Below are 21,678 nucleotides of genomic sequence, written 5' to 3' on the forward strand. Positions count from 1 at the left end.
TACCCAAAATAATACGGTGCTACCCACTTGGGTAACACCGTATATTTTTTCCGCTTTTATTGATTTTTATATTTATCCATTTCAACTAACATCTTATATAGATGTTCTTGCTCGGATTTACTTTTTGCTGCGACCAGCTCGTAACATTTCATAGGATAGCTGTCGGTGCTGCTTTCGCCTATCTTCTCAAAAAGCTGAGCAAGCGAGACATTCATAGCTGAAGCAATCTTTTCGATACTTTCAAGAGTGGCGTTCTTTTCCCCTCGTTCCACTTGCCCGATATAAGTAGGGTGGCAACCGGATAACTCAGCAAGCTTCTCTTGGCTCAATCCCTTATCAATTCTATAATTGCGGACACGCTGTCCGATTGTTTTTGCAATTTCACTCATAGTTCCAGCCTCCATTCATAGTCTATAAATATTGTTTTCGTAGTTCCACAGACTATTGATATTTATTGTTGACTTTGATATACTATGAGTATTATAATTAGATTTTTTGTGCTTTTAGGCTTTGAACTGGCTGGTGAACTTTAATGAGGGGAAAAACGGCTTGCTTTACCGGACATAGAAAAATACCGCCGGAGAGCATACCGGAACTCTCTCAGCGGTTAAAAAACACCTTGCTTCGACTGATAGAAGAAGGATATATGTACTTTGGCGCAGGCGGAGCATTGGGCTTTGATACGCTGGCTGCTCAATGCGTTTTATCCTTGAGAAAGCGATATTCGCATATCAAGCTGATTTTAGTCCTTCCGTGTACCACACAGACAAAAGGCTGGAGCAAAGATGATATAGCGGTTTATGAGGAGATCAAAAGTCAGGCGGATAAGGTAGTATATACTTCTCACGACTATTTTCGGGGCTGTATGTTCAAAAGAAACCGCCATTTGGTAAATGGCAGCAGCGTCTGCATAGCCTATTTAACACAGGAGAAAGGCGGGACTGCATATACGGTAAATTATGCTCGGCAAAACAATGTGCAAGTGATAAACTTAGCTGCTCAATAGATGTGAAGAATGGGAAGATTGAAAAAAGTTCATCTCCGAATGGAAAGTATACTTGACATTTGCGCCCTCTTTGCTATAATAGAGATATGGAAAGCTGGCTTTCCATAGAAAGGAGGCGCACCGTGAAAAACCGTTTAGAGGAAATCCGGAAAGAACGGGGAATCAAGCAGGAAGAACTGGCTGCCGCACTGGAAGTATCTCGGCAGACTATCGGCTCGTTGGAAAACGGACGATATAATCCTTCGATTATATTGGCGTTTAAGCTTGCACGGTATTTTAATATGAGTATTGAAGATATTTTTATTTACGAGGAGGGAAAGCAATGAAAAAGAAAACCGGAATGTATCTTGCAATCGGTATTATCGGCATTGCTTTAGCTCTGATCGCAAAGTTTCTTTTACAGGACTATTTAAGTGATTCGCAAAGCGGAGCGATGATCGGGATAGGTGCCGGATTGTTCGGCTATGGGATTGCGAAATGGTGTGTCGGTCTGTGGGGCGCAAAAAATCCTGATTTGATGAAAATCAATGAAATTGAAGAAAAAGACGAGCGCAATCAGCTCATTCGCAGCAAAGCACAGGCAATATCCGGCGAGATACTGCACTGGCTGCTGATGGCAGGCGCTTGGGTATGTATTTTTTTCGACGCACCACTATGGATTGTTCTTACTCTTGTAGGCGCTTTCCTGCTTAAAACAATCCTTGATTTTATTTTGATGGCATATTACCAGCATAAGATGTGACGGAGGATATTATGAAATTTGTAATTGAGCATTTGTCAAAAAGCTTTGAGAAAAAGGAAGTCCTCAGAGATATTGATTTTACTTTTGATGAAGGGAAAATTTATGGGCTGCTCGGCAGAAACGGCGCTGGAAAAACAACGCTGTTTAACTGCCTGAACAGGGATTTGAAGGCGGATAGCGGCAATTTCTATATAGAAGATGAAAACGGCGTCCGCCGTGAGGTGTCCGCAGAGGACATCGGATATGTACTCTCTACCCCGACCGTGCCGGAGTTTCTTACAGGCAGGGAGTTTTTGAAATTCTTTATGGACATCAACGAGAAGTCTATCAAAAATCCGAAAAGCATTGACGAGTATTTCGATTATATGAGTATTGAGCCGGAGGATAGGGATAAACTGCTCAAGGACTACTCCCACGGTATGAAAAACAAAATGCAAATGCTCATCAATATCATCGCTCAGCCGAATATCCTGCTGCTCGACGAGCCTTTGACATCCCTTGATGTGGTTGTGGCGGAAGAAATGAAACAACTGCTCCGTTCACTGAAACAAGACCGCATTACCATTTTCTCCACTCATATTATGGATTTGGCGCTTGACCTCTGCGATGAGATTGTGCTGCTTAATCACGGCGAACTGGAGGTCGTGGAGAAAACCGATCTGGACAGCAGGGAATTTAAGGATAAAATCATTGCGGCACTCAGGGAGGAAGGAAATGAATAAGACGCTTAAAATATCTTTTTCCCTGAAAAATACATACCGTGTCAACGGTGTCCTGTTTTCCTTAAAGCAGATACCGCTCGTAAAGCGGCTGCTTCCGGCAACGCTGTATCAGGTAAAGGGGCTGAAAATCTTTGCAAACATTTTGTCCGTGCTGTGGGAAATCGTTTCTGTATTCCTCGGCAAGTTCCTTTACTTTATCACGATGGTATGCGGTATCGGTATCCTTTATAACGGACTGCCGGAGAATGAGGTGTTCCTGCATATCCTGCTGATTCTCACGGTAATCGGCAGCTTTGTAAACACACACCTTTTCAATCCGACAAAGGATAAATATTATGCGATGATCCTGATGAAAATGGACGCACGAGAATATACGCTTGTAAACTATTTCTACTCCATCCTGAAGGTCGTTGTGGGCTTTTTGCCCTTTACGATTCTGTTCGGTATGGACAGAGGCGTACCTTTGTGGTTTTGTCTGCTCCTGCCCCTTTGCATAGCGGGTATGAAGCTGTTTGCGGCGGCTGTTACCCTGTGGGATTATGAGAAAAGGGGATTTGGCTACAACGAAAATAAGCTGTCCAAATATGTGTGGTGCTGTATCGCCCTGCTTTTAGCCGCAGCCTATGCTCCGCCCGCCTTTGGTTTTGCTTTGCCTGCGGTCGTACCAATGGTTATATTTTTAGCGTGTATTCCCCTTGGTATGGCAAGTATCACAAGGCTCACTACCTTCCGTGATTATTACGCAATCAACAAGGAATTATTAGCCGGATTGACCAATCAGATGGACAGCACGGCACAGACAAAGCTTATCAAACAGGCAAATGAAAAGAAAATATCCGCAGATACTTCCATTAGCAGCAACCGCAAGGGCTTCGAGTATCTGAATGAGCTGTTTATCAAAAGGCATAAAAAGATACTCTGGAACTCGACAAAGAAGATTTCCTATGTGTGCGCTTTCCTTGTCGCCGCCGTGCTGGCAGGCGTCTATCTGCTGCCCGAAGAAAAAACCGTCATTAACGAAATCGTGATGACTTGGCTTCCGTACTTTGTATTTATAATGTACGCTATCAACCGTGGCACGAACTTTACACAGGCGCTTTTTATGAACTGCGATCACAGCCTGCTGACCTATTCGTTTTATAAGCAGCCGAGCTTTATCCTGCGGTTGTTTCAGATTCGCCTGCGTGAGATTATGAAAATCAACGCTGTTCCGGCGCTCGTGATCGGTATCGGACTGGCGCTGATCCTGTTTGCCACCGGAGGGACGGACAATCCGCTGAACTATGTAGTGCTGGTTGTTTCCATCCTGTGTATGAGCCTGTTTTTCTCGATTCATTACCTGACGATTTACTATCTGCTCCAGCCTTACAATGCAGGGACGGAGCTGAAAAGCGGCACATATCGGATTGTTTTGTCAGTAACCTATGTCGTCTGTTTTGCTCTTATGCGGCTGCGTATGCCGATTATGATATTTGGAATAATGACGATTGTTTTCTGTGTGCTTTACAGTATTGTCGCCAGCATTTTGGTATACCGCCTTGCGCCGAAAACCTTTAGGCTGAGAACATAACGGGGCGGTTTTACCGCCGGAAATCCATAAAAAGAAACGGAGGATTTATTTATGAGAAAGTGTCTCAGATGTGGAACGGAAATGAAAGAAAACTGCGCCATCAAGGTAGAAGGCGCAGGATACGGAATTGTAATGTCATCGGACGAAAATAAGCTGTTCGGCGGCAGAATCGGCAAGCCGAAGGTAGCAATCTATCCCAAGTGCGGCGAAGTCTCCATCTATGTGGAAGATGTAGAGAAGCTGTGACGGTAAATGGAGGCGGTATGAAATGAAAAAGATTTTATCTGTGTTTTTGATGTCATTCATCGTATTCGCTCTCTCTGCTTGCAATGCTGATGTCGTGAAGATGGAAGATTATGAGTGGAAAATGAGAACGGTTATGAGCAATGATACGGAAGCTACCCAATATCAGGATGAACTCGTGGTTGCCGTAGGAGAAGCTGACGAGCTGTATCCTGACGCTGAAATCGTGGATATGACTTTGACTGCTAAAGATGGAGAAATCACGATAACGGATACCACAAACGGCAAGACATATAACGGCACTTATGAGGTAATGCAGAAAACGCCGAAGGGAACGGACTATGAGATTATCATTGATGGAGTGACCGGCTATGCTACCGTAGCTCCTACGGAATACTATGATGGCTCAGAGATTCCAACACTACCAATCAATATAGATGGCTATTCCTTATACTTTATCCCAAATGAGTCGTAATCTACTCAGGTTAGAGAAAGGCATAATGATGAAGATCGAGATTGAAAAGGATTTTCCCCAGTATTTTAAGCCAGCCTATCCGGAAGAATTTGAGCTGTTCTCTCACTTTGAAGTAACAGCAGGAATACCGACCGTTCTCTTTGCTGTCACGACTTGGAAAGAGAACGGGAAACCGAATGTGTGCTTTCATTCGTGGAGCTGCTTTCACGGAGATAAGACCGCTTTTTTCGCTGTGATGGGCAACCTGTATCAGCATACCCACACCTATGCCAATATCCAAAGAGAAAAATGCTTTTGCATTAATTTTCTCCCGATAAGCTGTTATGACAGGTTGGTAAATACCATTCATCAGAATGAATGGGACGATGACGAATTTGCAGCAGGAGGCTTTACTGTTTCCAACGCCAAAACCATTCACGCACCTGCGATCAGCGAAGCGTTTCTCACGATGGAATGTACCCTGAAAGATATACAGGATTTAAGCGGTGCAGGTATTACGGCTATGGTCATCGGACAGGTACAGCACATCTCTGTGGAAGAAGCGTATGCACAAGGGTATGAATTAAGATATGGCAAGGACGGATTTATGCTGCTCGTGCCTGCGCCGCAAGACCTTGTTACCGGAGAGCCAAATCAGTCGGCGATTGCCACCGTGCATATTGAGAAATACGACTGATTTAAGGAGAGAGCAAAAATGGCGGTTTCAAATATAAAAGCGCTGATCCCCGGCGAACTTCAAAAAGTGTGGGAGCTGGTGTTGAATACGGAGAATTACGCTGCTTGGAGAAGCGACTTGAGTAAAACAGAAGCGATAAGCGACAAGCAATTTATCGAATATACCAAAAACGGCTACCCTACGACCTTTACCGTGACGCTTGTTAAGCCATACAGACGATGGGAATTTGATATGGAAAACAGCAATATGACAGGTCATTGGACTGGCATTTTCACTGCCAAAGGCGATGAAACAGAGATAGATTTTACGGAACAAGTGAAAGCGAAGAAATGGCTGCTGAAGCCTTTTGTGAAATCGTATTTGAGAAAGCAGCAGACACAGTTTGTTGCGGATATAATGAAAAATTTTTCATAAAGACTTATATATAGGAAGGCGGTTTGTTATGAAGAAGTATGAGTATATGACAGTTGATTTAAGCGCAGAGCCATCATTTAATGTTCATATTAAGCTGGATCGGTATATTGAGAAACTCAACGAATATGGAAAACAGGGTTGGCGTTTGATTTCCGGAACTGATGACTGGAAGTATTCGATCTTTGAGCGAGAAATTGATGATGAAGAATAATAGACAGGAGGCGTATAACCTATGAAAGATATGATCGGATACTGCGGACTGGACTGCGAAAAATGCGACGCATACATAGCGACCGTCAATGACGATCAGGCTTTGCGGGAGAAAACTGCGAAGCTGTGGGCAGAGTTAAACAACGCCCCGATTCTTCCAGAGCATATTAACTGCGAAGGCTGCCGTATGAATGGGGCAAAAACGGTATTTTGTGATAGCCTGTGCGGGATTCGGAAGTGTGCGTTAAATAAAGGTGTTTCCACCTGCGGAGACTGCCCGGATTTAGAAACCTGCCCGACTGTTGGGGCAATCCTCGAAAATAATCCGGCTGCTTTGGATAATTTGAAAGGGTAATATACATAATGGAAAATTTCATAGCACATTTGAAAGAAGTTATACCTGAAAAAGATAGTCTAAAACTCGTGAAAAAGGAAGCTGAAAATTATTACAAGCAGCATTCGCTTGATGAATGTTTCGCTACGGGATTGGAATTATATCAGTCGGAAAATTTTCAGATACAGGAAGTCGGTGTTTTCTTGGTAGGATATGCAGCCTGCAAAAATACAAGCGCATTATCATTTCTGAAAGATACCGTGAGTCAGCACAAAAGCTGGAAGGTGCAGGAAATTCTTGCAATGGCATTTGATAATTACTGCAAAATTATTGGATATGAAACAGCGATTCCGGTTATTAAGGAATGGCTAAAAAGTGATTGTGCTAATACAAGGAGAGCTGTATCAGAAGGATTGAGAATTTGGACAAGCCGCCCTTATTTTAAGGAGCATCCGCAGATGGCAATACAGTTTTTATCTTCTCTCAAAGATGATGAAAGCGAGTATGTACGAAAATCAATAGGAAATGCTTTGAAAGATATAAGCAAAAAATATCCTGAACTGGTTTCCAATGAACTGAAGCAATGGGATTTATCGTCAAAAGAAATAAAACAGGTACATAAATTAGCAAGTGCTTATCTGAACAAGTCATAAACAAATACTGTTATGCGGAGGGAACACAATGCTTGAAAATACTCCTACTCAGTCAACTATGACTGAATTGCTCGGACAACCTTTGTTTGCAGTCTGGCAAGAGCTGTGTTCAGCGATTGATGAAAAATACGATATGGAACGGCTATGGAATACAGGCGGTAAGAACTGGGTTTATGAATATAAGTACCGCAGAGGCGGTAAAACGCTTTGCAGTCTATATGCGAAAAAGAATAGCCTTGGTTTTATGATTATCTTTGGAAAAGATGAAAGAGTAAAATTTGAGGAGATAAGGGAAACTCTTTCTGATCCCGTTTGCAGGCAATATGATGAAGCAACAACTTATCGTGACGGGAAATGGGTAATGTTTGAGCCGACTGATACTTATGAGTTCGATGACTATATGAAACTGTTGGCTATTAAAAGAAAGCCTAATCGGAAATAACGATACTGTGTTTTGGAGAAAATTAGAATGAAGTTGAAAAATCCTATGTTGGTAGTGACCGATATAGACAGATCAGTTGAATTTTATAAAAAAGTCTTTGGACTTCATATCATTATGGACTTTGGAGCAAATAAGACACTGACAGGTGGCTTAGCCCTGCAAACGGCTGAAACATATAAGGAATTTATTGGTACAAGTGACATTTCTTTTGGCGGCAACAACTTTGAGCTTTATTTTGAGGAAGATGACTTTGACAAGTTTGCTGATAAGCTGAAGGAATATGATATTGAATATGTCCACCCGATTATGGAACATTCTTGGGGGCAGCGAGTCGTTCGCTTCTATGATCCGGATAAGCATATTATCGAAGTCGGAGAGAATATGAAGATCGTATGCAAGCGCTTTTTGGATAGTGGAATGACGCCGGAACAGGTTGCAAAGCGAATGGATGTACCTATGAAATTTGTTAATGCCTGTATGCGGTAAGGCTATTTTTTGACAAAGGAACGAGTAAAATATGAGCTACTCTATAAGGGAAATGCGAAAGGAAGAATATAGTCTGCTCAGTGATTTTTTGTACGAAGCAATTTATATTCCGGATGGTACGGCTGCGCCGCCTAAATCAGTGATAACTTGTCCCGAATTGCAAGTATACATTGCAGATTTTGGAAACAGCAAACACGATAAGGCTTTGATTGTAGAAGTTGACGGAAATATTGTAGGAGCAATATGGGCAAGGATTATGAACGACTACGGACATATTGATGAGAATACGCCTTCCCTTGCAATGTCTGTTCTTAAAGCGTACAGAGGTATGGGAATTGGAACTTTGTTGCTTACACAAATGTTGTTAGCAGAAAAAGCTGCTGGTTATGCAAAGATTTCCTTATCTGTTCAAAAGGACAATTATGCAGTGAAGTTATATCGAAAAGCGGGCTTTACAACGGTCAAAGAAACGACTGAGGAATACATTATGGTAGCTGACCTAAATTCTATTTGCAAAATGGAGGAAGAAAATGGCTTTTGATTACAAGAAAGAATACAAGGAATTTTATATGCCGAAGAACAAGCCCGGAATTATAGAGATTCCAAAAATGAACTACATTGCAGTCCGGGGGAAAGGAAATCCTAACGAGGAAAACGGGGAGTATAAAAGCTCAATCGGCTTGTTATATGGAATAGCCTTTACTATAAAGATGAGCTACAAGGGGACGCATAAAATCGAGGGATTTTTCGAGTATGTAGTGCCGCCCCTTGAAGGTCTTTGGTGGCAGGAAAATACGCAGGGACTTGATTATGCAAGAAAAGAAGATATGCACTTTATCTCTATGATCCGGCTGCCGGATTTCGTAACGAAGGAAGATTTTGAGTGGGCAGTTCAGGAGGCAACGAAAAAGAAAAAACAGGATTTTTCTAAGGTTGAGTTCTTCCCCTATGATGAGGGAATGTGCGTCCAGTGTATGCACATCGGCTCTTATGACGATGAGCCTGCCACTGTTGATTTAATGCACGACTATATGAAAGCGAATGGATACGAACTGGATATTACGGATACAAGATACCATCACGAAATCTATCTGAGCGATCCGAGAAAATGCGATGTGAGCCGATTGAAAACGGTCGTGCGCCACCCAATCCGGAAAGCGGAGTAATCGGAGGTTAGTATGCCAAAAGAAGTTGATCCCAAAAATACGACAAGGGCTGCGGCGTATGCGCTTTGGATGAAAGCGCCCAATCCAATGGTCACTTTTTTCAAGACCTTTGATGTGACCAATCTGATCAAGGTCAGCAGGAAAAGAAGCTTGAAATTTAATATGCTGCTCGATTACTGTATCGGCAGAGCTGCCGTAAAGGTAAAGGAGTTTTATATCCTTCCGGTCGGCGAAAAACTCATGCAGTATGACACCATAGCAGTCAATACCATAGTGAAAAACAAAGAGGGCGAAGTCAGCTCCTGCGACCTTTCTTATAAAGCCGAGCTAAATCAGTTCAACGAGGAGTATCTGAAATATACGGCACAGGTCGCCGCAAGCTGTCAGGACAGGGACTTATCCGAAAACAGTATGGTCATCGGCACTTCCGCCATCATAGATACGGAAATCGACGGAGCTGTTGGTATGAACAGCGGCATTTTTAATAATCCCTTTATTATTTAGGGCAGATACAAAAAGAAATGGTTTCGGTATTACCTGCCACTCTCTTTCCAGTTCCATCACACGCAGATGGACGGCGCACACGCAGGCGTATTTTTGAAGAACTTGCAAAACGAGATCAATCTGTTGAAATAATGGCTGAAAGAAAGGAGTACGCTTATGGAAGAATTGGAAGCGATTATGCAGAAATTCGCTGCATCGGGTTGGGACTTAATAGCTGTCCCGGCTCAGGAATGGCTGGACGGAAAAGCCGATAAGGATACTTTGGTATCAGCAATCAAACAGGCTGATAAAGAATGTGGGAACTGTGGATGTGAGTTAGATCCGCTGTATAAAAGAGCTATGGAGCTTCTTTAATCCCATAGGAGGTATAAATATGTTAAGCTTAGAAAAAGTAAAAAACGAATTGAAAACCTTTGGTTATGAATATGCTAACAATATTCTATGCGGACATACTAAATCTAAGGTAAAATGGGTTTTGCCAACAGGGATTGTCAATGTAATGGCATTTGAACAAGCAACATCTTATTTGTTCGGATTTAGCGATAACGGGATTAACCTGTTTCCTGTTCACGGCGATTGGGACATTGCAGACAATTTATTCATTCCGTGGAGTGAAATAACAAGTTTCAAAATGAAAAATGGATTATTAGAAAATGAAATGATCCTGTCAACATCAGCAATGAAAATAGAAATGAAAATCAACAAAGTAGTAGCGAATAATTCGTGGGTTAAGGATAATTTGAATTATTTGAAAGCCAAGAATTATTTTTATCATCAATGACTCAGGTTGAAAATCATCTAAAATGAATAAGATCATAGGTCAGAAAAACCGTAGGGCTTTCATTGAAGCTCTACGGTTTTTAACATTTATTGAGTATGACTATCCTTTGGAATAGGGAAAGAAATTGTAACGGTAAATCCACCTTGTTTACCGTGATCGAAAGACACTGTACCCTTATGGGCGGAAACGATCTGTCCGACAATCAAAAGCCCTAAGCCGTGCCGTGGCTCGGTTGTCCCGCTGTCACTCATCATATAGTGGGGCGTAGTCCTGAGTTTCTCTAACTTTTCATCGGTAACGCCGACGCCGTTATCTTCTACGACTATTTTATATTCTGTATCGCTTTTTCGGACGCATACTGAAATCGTACAGCCATCAGGATTGTGCGTTTGAGAATTTGTAATCAGATTTCCGATTGCCCGCCGCAACAACTCTTTATCTCCATTTATGGCACAGGCAGTCAATGCTTCATCTGTATTCCATTCTATCGGATACTTTTCTTCCATATCTAAATTGATAAAGTCAACAACGCTTTGTCTTGCGATTGCTACGAGATTGACAGGCTCTGGATGGATCGGCTGCATATTATATTCTAACTTCGAGGCAAGATTCAGGTCATTGATGAGATTTTTCATTTTTGTACTTTGCTGACGGATAATCCGTGCCTTTTTCCTTTCGCTTTCCGGCAGGCTTTCATTGTCCTCAATCTGTCCGGCATATCCCATTACCATAGAAAGTGGTGTGCGAATGTCGTGAGAGACTCCGGAAATCCAGTTTGCTCTTGCTGTTTCCTTTCTTTGCAGGTTTCGCTTCTGTTTTTGGAGAATATCCGATGTTTGATTGATTTTAGCGGCAAGGTCGGATAAAAGTCCTTTTTCCTTGACATAAACAGGCTCACCTGAAGGTAGCGCCTGTATGCCGTTTGTAATCGGTTTAACGGATTTCAGCAGCTTGGAATTGGCGATCATATAAATCAGGAAAATCAAAAAAACATTCACACCGATTACAATCAGGACAGTATACGGGGCGTTTTTGATGAAATCATAATCCCAACTCGGAGACATATGTTTCCAATATCGGTCTTTCGGATAGCCGACAACGACCAATCCATTTTCGCATTCTCCCGTATAGGTCGGGTATCCATCAATATATCCTCGTGTCAGACTTGCAATGTCGGAGATCGTATAGTGCAGAGGAACGGTATCCGGCAGATTTTCCGTGTGCCATTTTACCTCTAATGTGTCATTATCTATATAGATTGCCCACGCATTCTCCCCGCTTAACCGCTCCGTCATATCGCCGGATAAGATATATCCCGTTTCTGTTTTCTGTAAAGCTTCAGCAGTTTCTTTTGCAGTCGTCCACGGTCTGCCATTTGCCGTTTGACTTGCGGAAATAGCAGCAAGAATAATAATGTTAAGGACGATGACCAAGACTGTGCTTAACAGCAATATGCCTACAAACCGCCGAATGAGTTTCGTAATATCTTTCATATCATTTCCCCGTTAATACTAACTTGTAGCCTAAGCCTTTTACCGTAATGAGGGATACCGGCTTTGACGGGTTAGCTTCAATTTTTTCTCGGATTCTGCGGATATGCGCCATCAGCGAGTTTTCATATCCGTATGGATTATCTCCCCACGCAGCTTCGCAGAGCTGATCGATGGTTACAATTCTTCCCGCATTGCGGTAGAGCGCCAGCAGTATATCGTGTTCTTTTGCAGTCAGCGGGAAATGATTATTTTCTTTTATCACTTCGGCACGGTCAAAGTCAATTTGGCTTCCGGCAAGTTGGACGATAGGATCTTCGCCTTTGTAGTACCGCCGCAGAATGATTCCGATACGCAGGGATAATTCTTTTGGCAGGAACGGCTTTACCATATAATCATCTGCACCAAGTCCCAATCCTTTCAGCTTGTCCTCATCTTCTCCACGGGCAGTTAAAAAGAGAACTGGGACTTCGGTAAAAGTCCGCATTTGTTCAAACAGAGAAAAGCCGTTCCCATCGGGCAGCATTACATCGAGAATGGCAAGATCAGGCTCCCAATCCCTGCATATTTTCAGAGCTTCGGCTACTGTTCCAGCAGTCTTGATTGTTTTGAAACCGTCCTGCTCTAAAATAGATGTTACCATTTCACGCAGATCAGCCTCATCATCTACGATGAGGATTTTTTTGTATTTTAAGTAATCATAGTCCATAATGCAATTCTCCTTTTTCTATATTATAGCATATCATTCCTGCATTTTCGCAGTGCAGTTCAAATGTAAGGTAAATGTAAGGTAGAGAGAAGGTTGACACAAGGTTGCGCCTTTATACTAAAGACAACAAAGGAAAGGAGATTTCACAATATGAATATAATCGAAACTCAAAATCTGACGAAAACCTACGGCGATTTCACGGCAGTATCCCATCTGAATCTCCATATTCGCAAAGGAAGCGTTTATGGATTTTTAGGTCCGAACGGGGCGGGAAAATCCACAACGATGAAAATGTTTCTCGGTTTGACGCAGCCGACAGAAGGAAGCTTTCATATTGACGGAAAAACATACCCTTCAGACCGAGTTCCCATTTTGAAGGAAGTTGGTTCATTTATTGAAGCACCCGCCTTTTACGGGAATCTGAGCGGAGAGGAAAACCTTGAAATTATACGGAAAATTCTTGGGCTTCCAAAAAGCTGTGTCGATGACGCTCTGGAGCTTGTCGGCTTAACTGAATTTAGAAAAAGACTGGCAAAAAAATACTCTCTTGGTATGAAGCAGCGTTTAGGTTTAGCAGGCGCATTGATCGGCAGACCGCCGATCCTGATTCTCGACGAGCCGACCAATGGGCTCGATCCGGTGGGTATTCACGAGATACGCACCCTGATTCGTTCCCTGCCGCAGAAATATGACTGCACGGTATTGGTTTCTTCTCACTTGCTTCCTGAAGTAGAACTTATGGCTGACGATATTGGTATTCTGAATCACGGTCATCTGCTGTTTGAAGGAACAAAGGAAGAATTGAAAACAAACGCTCGTGCCGCCGGATTCCCGACGGATAATCTGGAAGATACTTTCCTTGCTATGATTGATGAAGATAATCGCAGGAGAGGAGGTACGGTATGAGTCTCTTAATAGAATCCAAAAAGCTGAAGCGCACAGGCTATCTTCCTGCTTTTTTGGCAGGTGGCTTTCTTGCAGCAGCTTTTCCGGTTGTCTATATGATGGTAAAAGCAGAGGAAATGACTGCACTCGCAGGCAATCCGATTAACATACTGATGTCTGCGAACTGGCAGATGATGGCGATGTTGAATATTCTCATTTCCATTTGCGGCGCTTGTATGATGTACCACACGGAATATGCCGATAACGGTATGCAGAAAATGTCGGTGCTGCCCATTCGTCAAGGTAGTATGTTCTTTGGAAAATTTCTAATTGCCGCTTTGGTATTATCCGCAATGGTGGTCATAGAAATGGCAGTCTTAGTCGGCTGTGCAAAGTATTGGTTTCCAAGTTATGTGTTTGACCTGACCGAAATATTGAAAACCGCAGGTTTCCAAATTATAGTTACGCTGCCGACTGTAATGCTTATGCTGGTTATTGCGTCTGCCTGTAAGAATATGTGGGTATCCCTTGGTATTGGCGTGATTTTAGTATTTACGCTTTCCATTCTTCCGCAGGATAATATTGTGTTGAGCCTGTTCCCGTTTGCTTCCCCGTATCAAATGCTCTCTGCGGCAGTGGAAAATAGCCGTACAGCCTTATTTTTAGCTGTTTGCGGGATTGAAACGGTCGTGTTCGGTATTGCAGAAGTCCTTTATCTGCAAGTAAGGAGGTGTTTTGAATGAATTTCTTATCATTAGTCGGAGTGGAACTCAAAAAAATCCGCCGCTCCAAAATCTTATTGATCTTGCTGATCCCTGTCATTATGATGTGGATTCCAAGCATTATCAATGCGGATATGAACTTCGACCTGAGAGGAATCCCGATTACGCCGGAAAACAACTTTTTCATTCAGGGCTTTATGGGTATGGTTTGGTTTATGATCCCGGCGTCGCTGGTCATCTGTACGGTACTGCTGAATCAAACGGAACGCTCCAATAAAGGGATTTTGAAAATGCTGTCCCTGCCGATTAGCACAACGAAACTATGTCTTGCTAAATTCACAGTCCTGATTTTGTTGGCGGCATTTCAGATGGTTATGTCCATAGGAGCGTACTATATCTGTGCGGCAATCGTTACCCATACGCAGGATTATAATTTTATCCTTGAGCCATTATATGTCTGCAAAAATGTATGTAGTATCTATGCCGCTGCAATTCCAATGGCTGCTGTATACCTTGCGGTTTCCACTTTAATTCAATCTCCCATTTTTTCGGTCGGTATCGGTCTGGCTTCGATTGTACCTTCCGTGCTTATGATAAACACAAAAATCTGGTTTGCCTACCCGATGAGCTACCCGTTCTATCTGATAATGGTGGCGTATGGGAGAGCTGCTGAAGGTGTTTATGAAACACAAATCGCTTGGCTTCCGTGGTTGCCTGTTGCAGTCGGAATCACTATTTTGGCACTTGTCGTATCCTGTATGCGATACGGCGCATCTGAAAGGAGATAACTACAATGAAAAACAAAATTTTAACTGCGATTTCTACCATTATGCTCTTTGTCCCGTGGACGATCCTGCCACTGCGTACCTTTGATTGGGCGCTGGAATCCCCGGTAGCGGAGATTATGGTTTACAGTTACGCCGCCTTTATGATTTTTTCAGGTATCTTTTCCATTCTCAGCTATACCAAAGGAAAAGTAAAATCCAAACTTATGCAGGTATGTGTCGTGATTAACAGTATTTATGCGGTTGGTGCAATCGCAATTATCGGTATGAATATTGTAACGAGGATTGGCGGGTGATGATATGAAAAAAATAAAAATTCTGACTGCCGTTTTGCTTTCCTTATGTTTGGCTTTTGCTGTTACAGGGTGCAGCGGCGACAACCTGAAAGATAGTGTTATAAACGGCTTTAATGATATGCTCCAGCATTTCAGCAAATATGCCCTTACGGACGAAAAAGATTTGCAGGGCGATAAGACCAAAGGGGAAGATACCTATACCGGCTCCTATACAGCAGATTATGAGGATTTCAATGATAAAGAATATATCTTTGGAGGTACTGCGTTAGAACGGGATAAAGGAAGTGAGCTTACTGTAACTTACGAGTTGACGGTTGATTCCGGCACGGCAAGGCTTTACTGGCTTGATAAGGGCGAGGAAAAAATGATTGTCGATACAAGTAAAAACGGAACATATTCCGTTACCCTTGACGAAGGCGACAACTATCTTACTTTAGAAGGTAATGATTTTTGCGGCTCATTGCAGGTGGTTGTGGAATGATTGCAAAAGCAAGAACAAATCCGCTAAATCTTTGTGCTATGCCTAATACTTTGGAATGTTCGATAAACCGCTAATTCACTCTTGTTCAGATAAAGCAGAGCTGGATTTAATTCGCCATCTACTTTGCCATTGTCGCCATTTCACTCGCCATTTAATTTGCCATTCCGTATTGTCGCATTGAGCATAAAAGCGTTATCAATTTTATTTCCCCATTTTTTAGCATAACATTGAGTAGTGAAAAGAATGAAAACCGCAGGACTTCGATATATAGCTCTGCGGCTTTCAGCTTTTCGATATTTTAGTCTCTTTTGATATGCTTTTGTATATCTTCCACAGACGGGAGCTGTTTGCTCAAAGCTTCAGGAAGCTCACTTGTAACTTTGTATTCGCTGACACCGATTGGCTTTGACATATCTTTTAAGGCATATTCAGCGACTAATGCGTTTTTGCTTTTGCACAGCAACAGACCGATAGAAGGATTGTCATTATCCTTTTTCAAAATCCCGTCAACGGCTGAGAGATAAAAGTTAAGCTGTCCAGCATATTCCGGCTTAAATTCTCCGGTTTTCAGCTCAATCACAACATAGCAGCGAAGATTAAGGTTGTAGAACAGAAGATCAATGTAAAAATCATCGCCGCCGACATTGAGATGATATTGATTGCCGAGAAACGCAAATCCCGTTCCCAACTCTAAAAGCAGCTTCGTTACATCCTGAACAAGAGCCTGCTCTATATCCCGTTCTACCATATCTTCCTTGAAAGGGATAAAATCAAAAATGTATGGATCTTTCATTGTTTGTACGGCAAGCTCACTCTGCGGCGAAGCAAGTCGACTTTCAAAGTTTGAAATCTTATCAGCAATAGCCTGCCGTTCATATAAGCCGCTTTCAATCTGATGAATCAAGACATTATGCGACCAGCCATTTTCTGCGGTCTTTCGTATATACCACTCTCTTTGCTTTTCTCCTTTAACCTTATCCAAAATTGCAACATTGTGCGACCACGGAATTTGTGCAGACACCGTCTGCACAAATTGCTCATCAGGATAAGTGCTTGCAAATTTTGACATATATTTAAGGTTGCGAACAGAATAGCCCTTTGCGTTCGGGAACGAGAGCTTAATATCAGCCGCCAGATTTTCAATAAATTTATTGCCCCAAGATTTATGCTCGTTTATGATTTTTCCGATATTGTAATACAGCATAATCAGCTCTTTATTTACACTTAAAGTAGCTTTGTACTGCGCCTGCTGAATTTCCTGTTTGATAGTTTGCACCAAATCAAGATATTCGTTATTATTCATCAACATCTTTATACCCTCCAGTTATCTATTTCAAAAATTGATTGCGGTATTCCTGATGACGGAAACGGTAGCCCTGTGCGATCAGCGTATCCGTTTTCAATGCGACCAAGTTTATATCCGAGTGCATTGCCCGTGCGATTTGCTGAATATCATACCCATTTTCGATATATTCCAGTATTTCATCATCAGGCAGGGAGATTTGGGAAGCAAAGATGTTTGCCTCGTACTCCATCCGGCTTTGCCGCATATCGAAAATATTAAATTCCTTGAAGCCGCCGGCTTTGACCGCTTCTTCTCTATGTAATGCGTCGTGTCCAATCTCATGCAGCATTACGATACGCTCCATTACAGGTTGCAGATCGTCTTTTATGAAGATAAAACGGTTACGCATTAAAACCTTGTATGCCCCTCGCTGTTTCTTGAAGGCTAATGGGATAACTTCTATGCCCAGTTCTTGTGCGATTCTATGCGGATCTCTTGTGCAAAGGTCATTTGCCAGCCGATTCGCCTTTCTGACAATCTCTAAAGTCTGAATATCCAAGAGCAAACACCCCCATTCTACTGCCAGTAAGTATATCTTATCAAATACACTGTCCGAAAAAGAGGACATCAAGCGTTATTTCCGGTATTTTTTGGGAGTGTACTTTTTATTCTTCTCTTTGGCGATCCAGTACGCTTCCTGAATGCCTTTCATCATCTCGTCCAAATCCTCATCTGCAAGCTCGCCGCCTGCAAAAAGCCCCGTAACCTCTGCCATAAGCTCCTTTGCCTGTCTTGCGCCTTTGCTTCCGTATTTGGATTCAGCGTTCAGCAGAAATTCCTCGTCATCGGTAAGCAGATAGTTGACATCGACCTTCAGGACTTCCGCCATCTTATAATAGGTTTCCCTTTTTTTCGGGTAGCGGGTGCCAGCCTCATAATTCGATACTGTCCGCAGAGAAACGCCGATTGCTTTTGCAAACTCATCTTGCTTTAAGCCTGCCTTCGTGCGGGCTTCTTTTACTTTCTCACAGAATTTCATTTCATCTGACCTCCAAATTATTCGACCTGATTTGAAAATATCTTGCGTATCTATATTGACAAGCGCAAGTAAATTTCGTATAATGTCAATACGCAAGTAAGTTGCGTATATATAATAACCGAACTTGCGTGTTTTGTCAAGGGAGTTCAATCAATTAGCTTGAACTTTTATCTACCAACAAATGATACCCGTTTTAAGGATTGAGGCGAACAGATGGGACGGAAAGATACAATCGCTGCGAAAAGTATTCGGAAAATGTACGAGCAGCTTAATTTGAATCAATCGGATATATTCTCGAAAACAAAATTGCTTCTTGGCGTATACCGTGATGTGGTCTGGATTACGCTGAGCGAGTCTGCCCGTGTGAATGAGGAGCTGGCATATTACGGAGAAGAACTGGACAGCGCCCTTGTCTATTTGGAGCTGTTTGCGCCGGATACCGAGAAGCAGGAGTTTGAGAGCCGTATCAGCGCTTTGTTTGAGAACAAGTGGATGGTTGACCTGATTGATACCGCTATGGCGAAAATATATGACTACCATAACAACGGCAGGCTGTACCACGAAATCATATCGAAAAGCTACCTGACAGCATTTCGGTATACGGAGAGCGAACTGCTCGATCTCTTGAATATGGAGCGCAGTACCTTTTACGACCGGAAACGGGAAGCGATTTTGTTTCTCGGCGTATCTCTGTGGGGATATGCGATTCCGTGCTTCAAAGGAATCTTTAATATGAAGGGAGCTGATGAAAGCGGCGATATTCCCGATTTTTTCAAATAAAGGCTTGTCCGACTAAAGTCCGACGAAATCCCTACTGAATGTCCGACCTTGCGTATGCTACACTGTGTATGCTGCCCGAAGAACGGCTTTCGTTTACAGAACGAGGCTGAAAACGAAATGGCAGAAAATTGGCACAGTTTTGCCGATGATACGGAAAAGCAAATCTGTTACAATTAGTATGCCTAAAGCTTTGAGAATTTTTCTTGATTTTCAAATGCTGGTTGAATATCTTTTAGGCGGCAATACAGCAGCTTAGGCAAAACGAATTGAATATGTGTTTTGAAGAAGCAGTTATAGCTTTCAGCCTTCGGGCGTGAATGTTATAGCTGCTTTTTTTGTGCAGCCCTTTTCGCTTTTGTCAAGCGGAAAGGGAGCTTTATGTCTATCACAGTATGGCAGGCGTTTGTATGTAGGTATCCGTGATCTCCGGAGTTTTTGATTGTGACCTTATATATCAAAAATTCCAAATTTAAGGAGATTACGGAAATGAAAAAACTTACAGTAAAAAAGCAGGTAGAATTATTTGCACAGGATTGTAAACTCATCAACCTTCAGTATGAGTATAGTGGTTTCACTGGAACGGAAAAATGGGCAATTATAACGGAGCTGTCCGAAGAAGCATTGTGGGATAAGTACCCTGATGTCATCAGCAGGTATACGCCTTTTATACTTCTGTCAATGGCACAGGGAGAAGTGATTAGTGAATCACATAGAAATAATGATAAATATGAAAAGCGCAGCAAAAGGACGATAGATGTATACGGTTACGAAGATGATATTTTTGAGCAGTTCCATCCGAAATCTATCGCACCGTTTATTGATCCGTTTGATAAAGCGGAGGAGGAACAGATCGAGGAAGAAAAAGAAAAGCTGCGGCAATTAGAACTTTCTAAGGTAAGACAAGCGTTAAGTATGCTGCAACCTGTTCAAAGGGAGCGCCTTCTTAAATCCGTTTTGCTTGGGATTAGTTCAAGGAAAATTGCGAAAGAGGAGGGCATAAATTATAGCTCCGTAGATAAGTCAATCGCTGCCGCAATAAAAAATTTCAAAAAATTTTATGAAAACCTCTGATTTTGGGTGTGCATTTCGCACCCCTTTGTCCAAATGAGTGAAGGGGTATTTCTATTCCGGATATGAAATGCGCTTTCAAAACTCAATGAACAGAGAGGTTATACATAAAATGAAGAAAACAGAAATCAGGCGTGGAGATATATTTTCCTACGATTTTGGCACAAGAATCGGCTCTATCCAATCAGGTGTAAGACCTGTGCTGGTAATTCAGGCAGACAATTTCAATGCGAATGCGCCTACTGTTATTGTTGCGTCCATTACGAGTGTAATAAAAAAGAGGTATTTGCCGTCCCACATTATTTTAGGCGAGGATTTTGGTCTGACGAAGCCTTCAATGGTGTTGCTTGAGCAAATACAGACTGTGAATAAAGATGATTTGACAGAGTATATTGGCTTTGTTGATGATGAGCGCCTTTGGAGACAGATTAACGCAGCCTTGAAAAAAACATTCGGTCTATGGCTTTACAACACTAACAGGATCGGCGACATTCGCTGCCTGTGTCCGAAATGCTTAAACGACTATTTTCGCAATCCGAACTATGTTGTCAGACGCCTTGATCCTTTCGCTAAAAGTAAAGGCACTTGTGATAAGTGCAATGATAGAGGTTGGGATTATATCGTTTATGATAAACGCACCTCTTTCAAAGGGAAAGGGGTATAGGGATGTCGCAAAGCAGGGAAAGGAAACGGAAGTTTGACATTCCTATATGGTGTAAGGCAAATCTGTCGATTGAAGAAGCCGCAGCCTATTCCGGTATCGGAATGGCAAAGCTTTATGAGATGACAGAAAGTGAGGATTGCCCATTTGTCTTATGGATAGGTAGCCGGAGAATGATTAAGCGAAAAGCTTTTGATGAGTATATAGAGCGGCAATACTCAATTTAATGAAAAAGTCAAGCCTGCGATGAGCCGATTCGCATAATTGGCTTATCGCAGGATATTGACTATGCTGTAACTACCAAAAGCAAGGAGGTACAGCAATATGCTTAGCAAAAAGCACAATCCGGATATGTCGAGAGTCCCGTTGTGGAAGAAAATGAATTTGACGGTGGAAGAAGCCGCCGAATACTCAGGAATAGGCGTATCTAAAATTAAAGAAATTTCAAATCAAAAAAACTGTCCCTTTGTCCTATGGAATGGAACAAAGCGGTTGATTAAAAGAAAACAATTCGAGGATTATCTCGAAACACAATATTCCGTCTGAGAGGAGGACAAGCTAATGGATAATAAACTGACTGAAACAAGCAGTTCCAACAGGCGTGTGGCTGCTGTTCCAATTTGGGTAAAACCTTATTTGACGATAGAAGAAGCGGCAGAGTATACGGGAATAGGTAGGGATAAGCTTTATGAAATGACGAGCCTTGCCGATTGTCCGTTTGTGCTGTGGGTAGGCAATCGGAGAATGATTAAGCGCAGGATTTTTGATGAATACATTGAGCAAATGTATTCAATATGATGGAGGTTGTATGGACGAAAAAATTTTAGCTTACAGAAGTGAACTCCAAAAGAGGTCGGAAAACACACAGTTTTGGACGAAAACGATTTTAACCGTTGAAGAAGCTGCCGCATACACCGGAATCGGAAGGGCAAAAATCCGCCAAATCATTTCACAAGGGAATTGTCCTTTCACGGTAAATAACGGCACACAAATCTGTGTGATCCGAGAAGCGTTCATTGATTATCTTGATAAGCAGTTTCGCATATAGGAGGA

37 protein-coding genes are annotated in these 21,678 nt (G+C 42.3%); 31 read left to right on the top strand and 6 right to left on the bottom strand.

Annotated features, from left to right (window positions below):
• Positions 1-56 precede the first annotated feature (56 nt).
• Positions 57-389 carry a helix-turn-helix domain-containing protein gene (locus ACI0CA_RS04540; RefSeq protein WP_021950633.1) on the bottom strand — a complete coding sequence of 111 codons (333 nt, stop codon included), beginning with the start codon at positions 387-389 and terminating at the stop codon, positions 57-59.
• Between the two features lie 143 nt (positions 390-532).
• Between ACI0CA_RS04540 and ACI0CA_RS04545 the strand changes: the two genes are divergently transcribed.
• From ACI0CA_RS04545 to ACI0CA_RS04635, 19 genes are all read left to right on the top strand, one after another.
• Complete coding sequence (locus ACI0CA_RS04545) at positions 533-1,006, top strand: SLOG family protein (protein WP_015518001.1); 474 nt, start codon at positions 533-535, stop codon at positions 1,004-1,006.
• A 122-nt stretch (positions 1,007-1,128) separates the two neighbouring features.
• Positions 1,129-1,332, top strand: a complete 204-nt coding sequence (locus ACI0CA_RS04550; RefSeq protein WP_055056835.1) for a helix-turn-helix transcriptional regulator — start codon at positions 1,129-1,131, stop codon at positions 1,330-1,332.
• Complete coding sequence (locus tag ACI0CA_RS04555; RefSeq protein WP_015518003.1) at positions 1,329-1,748, top strand: hypothetical protein; 420 nt, start codon at positions 1,329-1,331, stop codon at positions 1,746-1,748. The genes ACI0CA_RS04550 and ACI0CA_RS04555 overlap by 4 nt, the downstream gene beginning before the upstream one ends.
• A gap of 11 nt (positions 1,749-1,759) precedes the next feature.
• Positions 1,760-2,470, top strand: a complete 711-nt coding sequence (locus ACI0CA_RS04560) for an ABC transporter ATP-binding protein (protein WP_055056837.1) — start codon at positions 1,760-1,762, stop codon at positions 2,468-2,470.
• The gene (locus ACI0CA_RS04565; protein ID WP_196854506.1) at positions 2,463-4,040 is read left to right on the top strand and encodes a hypothetical protein; all 1,578 of its coding nucleotides are present in this window, start codon (positions 2,463-2,465) and stop codon (positions 4,038-4,040) included. The genes ACI0CA_RS04560 and ACI0CA_RS04565 overlap by 8 nt, the downstream gene beginning before the upstream one ends.
• Positions 4,041-4,091: 51 nt before the next feature.
• The gene (locus ACI0CA_RS04570; protein WP_055056839.1) at positions 4,092-4,286 is read left to right on the top strand and encodes a hypothetical protein; all 195 of its coding nucleotides are present in this window, start codon (positions 4,092-4,094) and stop codon (positions 4,284-4,286) included.
• A gap of 22 nt (positions 4,287-4,308) precedes the next feature.
• Complete coding sequence (locus tag ACI0CA_RS04575; protein ID WP_055056840.1) at positions 4,309-4,758, top strand: hypothetical protein; 450 nt, start codon at positions 4,309-4,311, stop codon at positions 4,756-4,758.
• Positions 4,721-5,434 carry a flavin reductase family protein gene (locus tag ACI0CA_RS04580; RefSeq protein ID WP_446807057.1) on the top strand — a complete coding sequence of 238 codons (714 nt, stop codon included), beginning with the start codon at positions 4,721-4,723 and terminating at the stop codon, positions 5,432-5,434. The genes ACI0CA_RS04575 and ACI0CA_RS04580 overlap by 38 nt, the downstream gene beginning before the upstream one ends.
• A gap of 18 nt (positions 5,435-5,452) precedes the next feature.
• Positions 5,453-5,848: an SRPBCC family protein gene (locus ACI0CA_RS04585; RefSeq protein WP_015518008.1), complete on the top strand. Its 396-nt coding sequence runs from the start codon at positions 5,453-5,455 to the stop codon at positions 5,846-5,848.
• A gap of 28 nt (positions 5,849-5,876) precedes the next feature.
• Entirely contained in the window at positions 5,877-6,059 is a 183-nt protein-coding gene (locus tag ACI0CA_RS04590; protein WP_015518009.1) for a DUF4177 domain-containing protein, read from the top strand.
• Positions 6,060-6,080: 21 nt separating this feature from the next.
• Positions 6,081-6,413: a DUF3795 domain-containing protein gene (locus ACI0CA_RS04595; protein ID WP_015518010.1), complete on the top strand. Its 333-nt coding sequence runs from the start codon at positions 6,081-6,083 to the stop codon at positions 6,411-6,413.
• A gap of 8 nt (positions 6,414-6,421) precedes the next feature.
• The gene (locus ACI0CA_RS04600; RefSeq protein WP_015518011.1) at positions 6,422-7,045 is read left to right on the top strand and encodes a DNA alkylation repair protein; all 624 of its coding nucleotides are present in this window, start codon (positions 6,422-6,424) and stop codon (positions 7,043-7,045) included.
• Positions 7,046-7,073: 28 nt separating this feature from the next.
• Entirely contained in the window at positions 7,074-7,487 is a 414-nt protein-coding gene (locus ACI0CA_RS04605) for a DUF3788 domain-containing protein (RefSeq protein WP_015518012.1), read from the top strand.
• Positions 7,488-7,514: 27 nt separating this feature from the next.
• Positions 7,515-7,973, top strand: a complete 459-nt coding sequence (locus ACI0CA_RS04610) for a VOC family protein (protein ID WP_444042734.1) — start codon at positions 7,515-7,517, stop codon at positions 7,971-7,973.
• A gap of 31 nt (positions 7,974-8,004) precedes the next feature.
• Complete coding sequence (locus ACI0CA_RS04615) at positions 8,005-8,514, top strand: GNAT family N-acetyltransferase (RefSeq protein WP_015518014.1); 510 nt, start codon at positions 8,005-8,007, stop codon at positions 8,512-8,514.
• Positions 8,504-9,139: a GyrI-like domain-containing protein gene (locus ACI0CA_RS04620; RefSeq protein WP_015518015.1), complete on the top strand. Its 636-nt coding sequence runs from the start codon at positions 8,504-8,506 to the stop codon at positions 9,137-9,139. Before ACI0CA_RS04615 ends, ACI0CA_RS04620 begins: the two co-directional genes overlap by 11 nt.
• Positions 9,140-9,151: 12 nt before the next feature.
• Positions 9,152-9,643 carry a CatA-like O-acetyltransferase, family 2 gene (locus ACI0CA_RS04625; RefSeq protein ID WP_446806525.1) on the top strand — a complete coding sequence of 164 codons (492 nt, stop codon included), beginning with the start codon at positions 9,152-9,154 and terminating at the stop codon, positions 9,641-9,643.
• 156 nt (positions 9,644-9,799) lie between these two features.
• On the top strand, positions 9,800-9,997 hold the full coding sequence (locus ACI0CA_RS04630; RefSeq protein WP_196854500.1) for a hypothetical protein: 198 nt from the start codon (positions 9,800-9,802) through the stop codon (positions 9,995-9,997).
• A 19-nt stretch (positions 9,998-10,016) separates the two neighbouring features.
• Positions 10,017-10,424, top strand: coding sequence for a hypothetical protein (locus tag ACI0CA_RS04635; RefSeq protein ID WP_444042736.1), 408 nt, complete (start codon positions 10,017-10,019; stop codon positions 10,422-10,424).
• An 86-nt stretch (positions 10,425-10,510) separates the two neighbouring features.
• On the opposite strand, the gene ACI0CA_RS04640 is transcribed toward ACI0CA_RS04635, so the two are convergent.
• Positions 10,511-11,917, bottom strand: a complete 1,407-nt coding sequence (locus ACI0CA_RS04640) for a sensor histidine kinase (RefSeq protein ID WP_055056848.1) — start codon at positions 11,915-11,917, stop codon at positions 10,511-10,513.
• A 1-nt stretch (position 11,918) separates the two neighbouring features.
• A complete protein-coding gene (locus ACI0CA_RS04645) occupies positions 11,919-12,623 on the bottom strand; it encodes a response regulator transcription factor (protein WP_055056849.1) in 705 nt (234 codons plus the stop codon).
• A 150-nt stretch (positions 12,624-12,773) separates the two neighbouring features.
• Here ACI0CA_RS04645 and ACI0CA_RS04650 point away from each other — a divergent pair, with 150 nt between their 5' ends.
• Genes ACI0CA_RS04650 through ACI0CA_RS04670 form a run of 5 tightly spaced genes read left to right on the top strand, consistent with a single transcriptional unit; the run spans position 12,774 to position 15,792 of the window.
• Positions 12,774-13,529, top strand: coding sequence for an ABC transporter ATP-binding protein (locus ACI0CA_RS04650; RefSeq protein WP_055056850.1), 756 nt, complete (start codon positions 12,774-12,776; stop codon positions 13,527-13,529).
• The gene (locus ACI0CA_RS04655; protein ID WP_055056851.1) at positions 13,526-14,251 is read left to right on the top strand and encodes an ABC transporter permease; all 726 of its coding nucleotides are present in this window, start codon (positions 13,526-13,528) and stop codon (positions 14,249-14,251) included. The genes ACI0CA_RS04650 and ACI0CA_RS04655 overlap by 4 nt, the downstream gene beginning before the upstream one ends.
• Entirely contained in the window at positions 14,248-15,018 is a 771-nt protein-coding gene (locus ACI0CA_RS04660; protein ID WP_055056852.1) for an ABC transporter permease, read from the top strand. The genes ACI0CA_RS04655 and ACI0CA_RS04660 overlap by 4 nt, the downstream gene beginning before the upstream one ends.
• Before the next feature lie 5 nt (positions 15,019-15,023).
• Positions 15,024-15,311 carry a hypothetical protein gene (locus ACI0CA_RS04665; RefSeq protein ID WP_055056853.1) on the top strand — a complete coding sequence of 96 codons (288 nt, stop codon included), beginning with the start codon at positions 15,024-15,026 and terminating at the stop codon, positions 15,309-15,311.
• Positions 15,312-15,315: 4 nt separating this feature from the next.
• Positions 15,316-15,792 (top strand): hypothetical protein, encoded by a 477-nt coding sequence (locus tag ACI0CA_RS04670; protein ID WP_055056854.1) that lies wholly within the window; start codon positions 15,316-15,318, stop codon positions 15,790-15,792.
• Positions 15,793-16,090: 298 nt separating this feature from the next.
• On the opposite strand, the gene ACI0CA_RS04675 is transcribed toward ACI0CA_RS04670, so the two are convergent.
• The 3 genes from ACI0CA_RS04675 to ACI0CA_RS04685 all read right to left on the bottom strand — a co-directional run bounded on the left by ACI0CA_RS04675 (position 16,091) and on the right by ACI0CA_RS04685 (position 18,116).
• Entirely contained in the window at positions 16,091-17,101 is a 1,011-nt protein-coding gene (locus ACI0CA_RS04675; RefSeq protein WP_196854498.1) for a PDDEXK nuclease domain-containing protein, read from the bottom strand.
• A gap of 19 nt (positions 17,102-17,120) precedes the next feature.
• Positions 17,121-17,636 (bottom strand): ImmA/IrrE family metallo-endopeptidase, encoded by a 516-nt coding sequence (locus ACI0CA_RS04680; protein ID WP_446806524.1) that lies wholly within the window; start codon positions 17,634-17,636, stop codon positions 17,121-17,123.
• A 75-nt stretch (positions 17,637-17,711) separates the two neighbouring features.
• Entirely contained in the window at positions 17,712-18,116 is a 405-nt protein-coding gene (locus ACI0CA_RS04685) for a helix-turn-helix domain-containing protein (protein ID WP_196854496.1), read from the bottom strand.
• Positions 18,117-18,371: 255 nt separating this feature from the next.
• Here ACI0CA_RS04685 and ACI0CA_RS04690 point away from each other — a divergent pair, with 255 nt between their 5' ends.
• The 7 genes from ACI0CA_RS04690 to ACI0CA_RS04720 all read left to right on the top strand — a co-directional run bounded on the left by ACI0CA_RS04690 (position 18,372) and on the right by ACI0CA_RS04720 (position 21,673).
• Positions 18,372-18,896: a hypothetical protein gene (locus tag ACI0CA_RS04690; RefSeq protein ID WP_446806523.1), complete on the top strand. Its 525-nt coding sequence runs from the start codon at positions 18,372-18,374 to the stop codon at positions 18,894-18,896.
• Positions 18,897-19,382: 486 nt separating this feature from the next.
• Entirely contained in the window at positions 19,383-19,967 is a 585-nt protein-coding gene (locus ACI0CA_RS04695) for a sigma factor-like helix-turn-helix DNA-binding protein (RefSeq protein WP_055056856.1), read from the top strand.
• Positions 19,968-20,076: 109 nt separating this feature from the next.
• Positions 20,077-20,628: a type II toxin-antitoxin system PemK/MazF family toxin gene (locus tag ACI0CA_RS04700; RefSeq protein ID WP_055056857.1), complete on the top strand. Its 552-nt coding sequence runs from the start codon at positions 20,077-20,079 to the stop codon at positions 20,626-20,628.
• Between the two features lie 2 nt (positions 20,629-20,630).
• Entirely contained in the window at positions 20,631-20,852 is a 222-nt protein-coding gene (locus tag ACI0CA_RS04705; RefSeq protein WP_195231336.1) for an excisionase, read from the top strand.
• 97 nt (positions 20,853-20,949) lie between these two features.
• Entirely contained in the window at positions 20,950-21,171 is a 222-nt protein-coding gene (locus ACI0CA_RS04710; protein WP_227081522.1) for an excisionase, read from the top strand.
• A gap of 15 nt (positions 21,172-21,186) precedes the next feature.
• Positions 21,187-21,423, top strand: a complete 237-nt coding sequence (locus ACI0CA_RS04715; protein WP_446806522.1) for an excisionase — start codon at positions 21,187-21,189, stop codon at positions 21,421-21,423.
• Positions 21,424-21,433: 10 nt separating this feature from the next.
• Complete coding sequence (locus ACI0CA_RS04720) at positions 21,434-21,673, top strand: excisionase (RefSeq protein ID WP_195231339.1); 240 nt, start codon at positions 21,434-21,436, stop codon at positions 21,671-21,673.
• Positions 21,674-21,678 lie beyond the last annotated feature (5 nt).

This window comes from Hominenteromicrobium mulieris, from assembly GCF_046197855.1.
In the GTDB taxonomy this organism is placed as follows: domain Bacteria; phylum Bacillota; class Clostridia; order Oscillospirales; family Acutalibacteraceae; genus Hominenteromicrobium; species Hominenteromicrobium mulieris.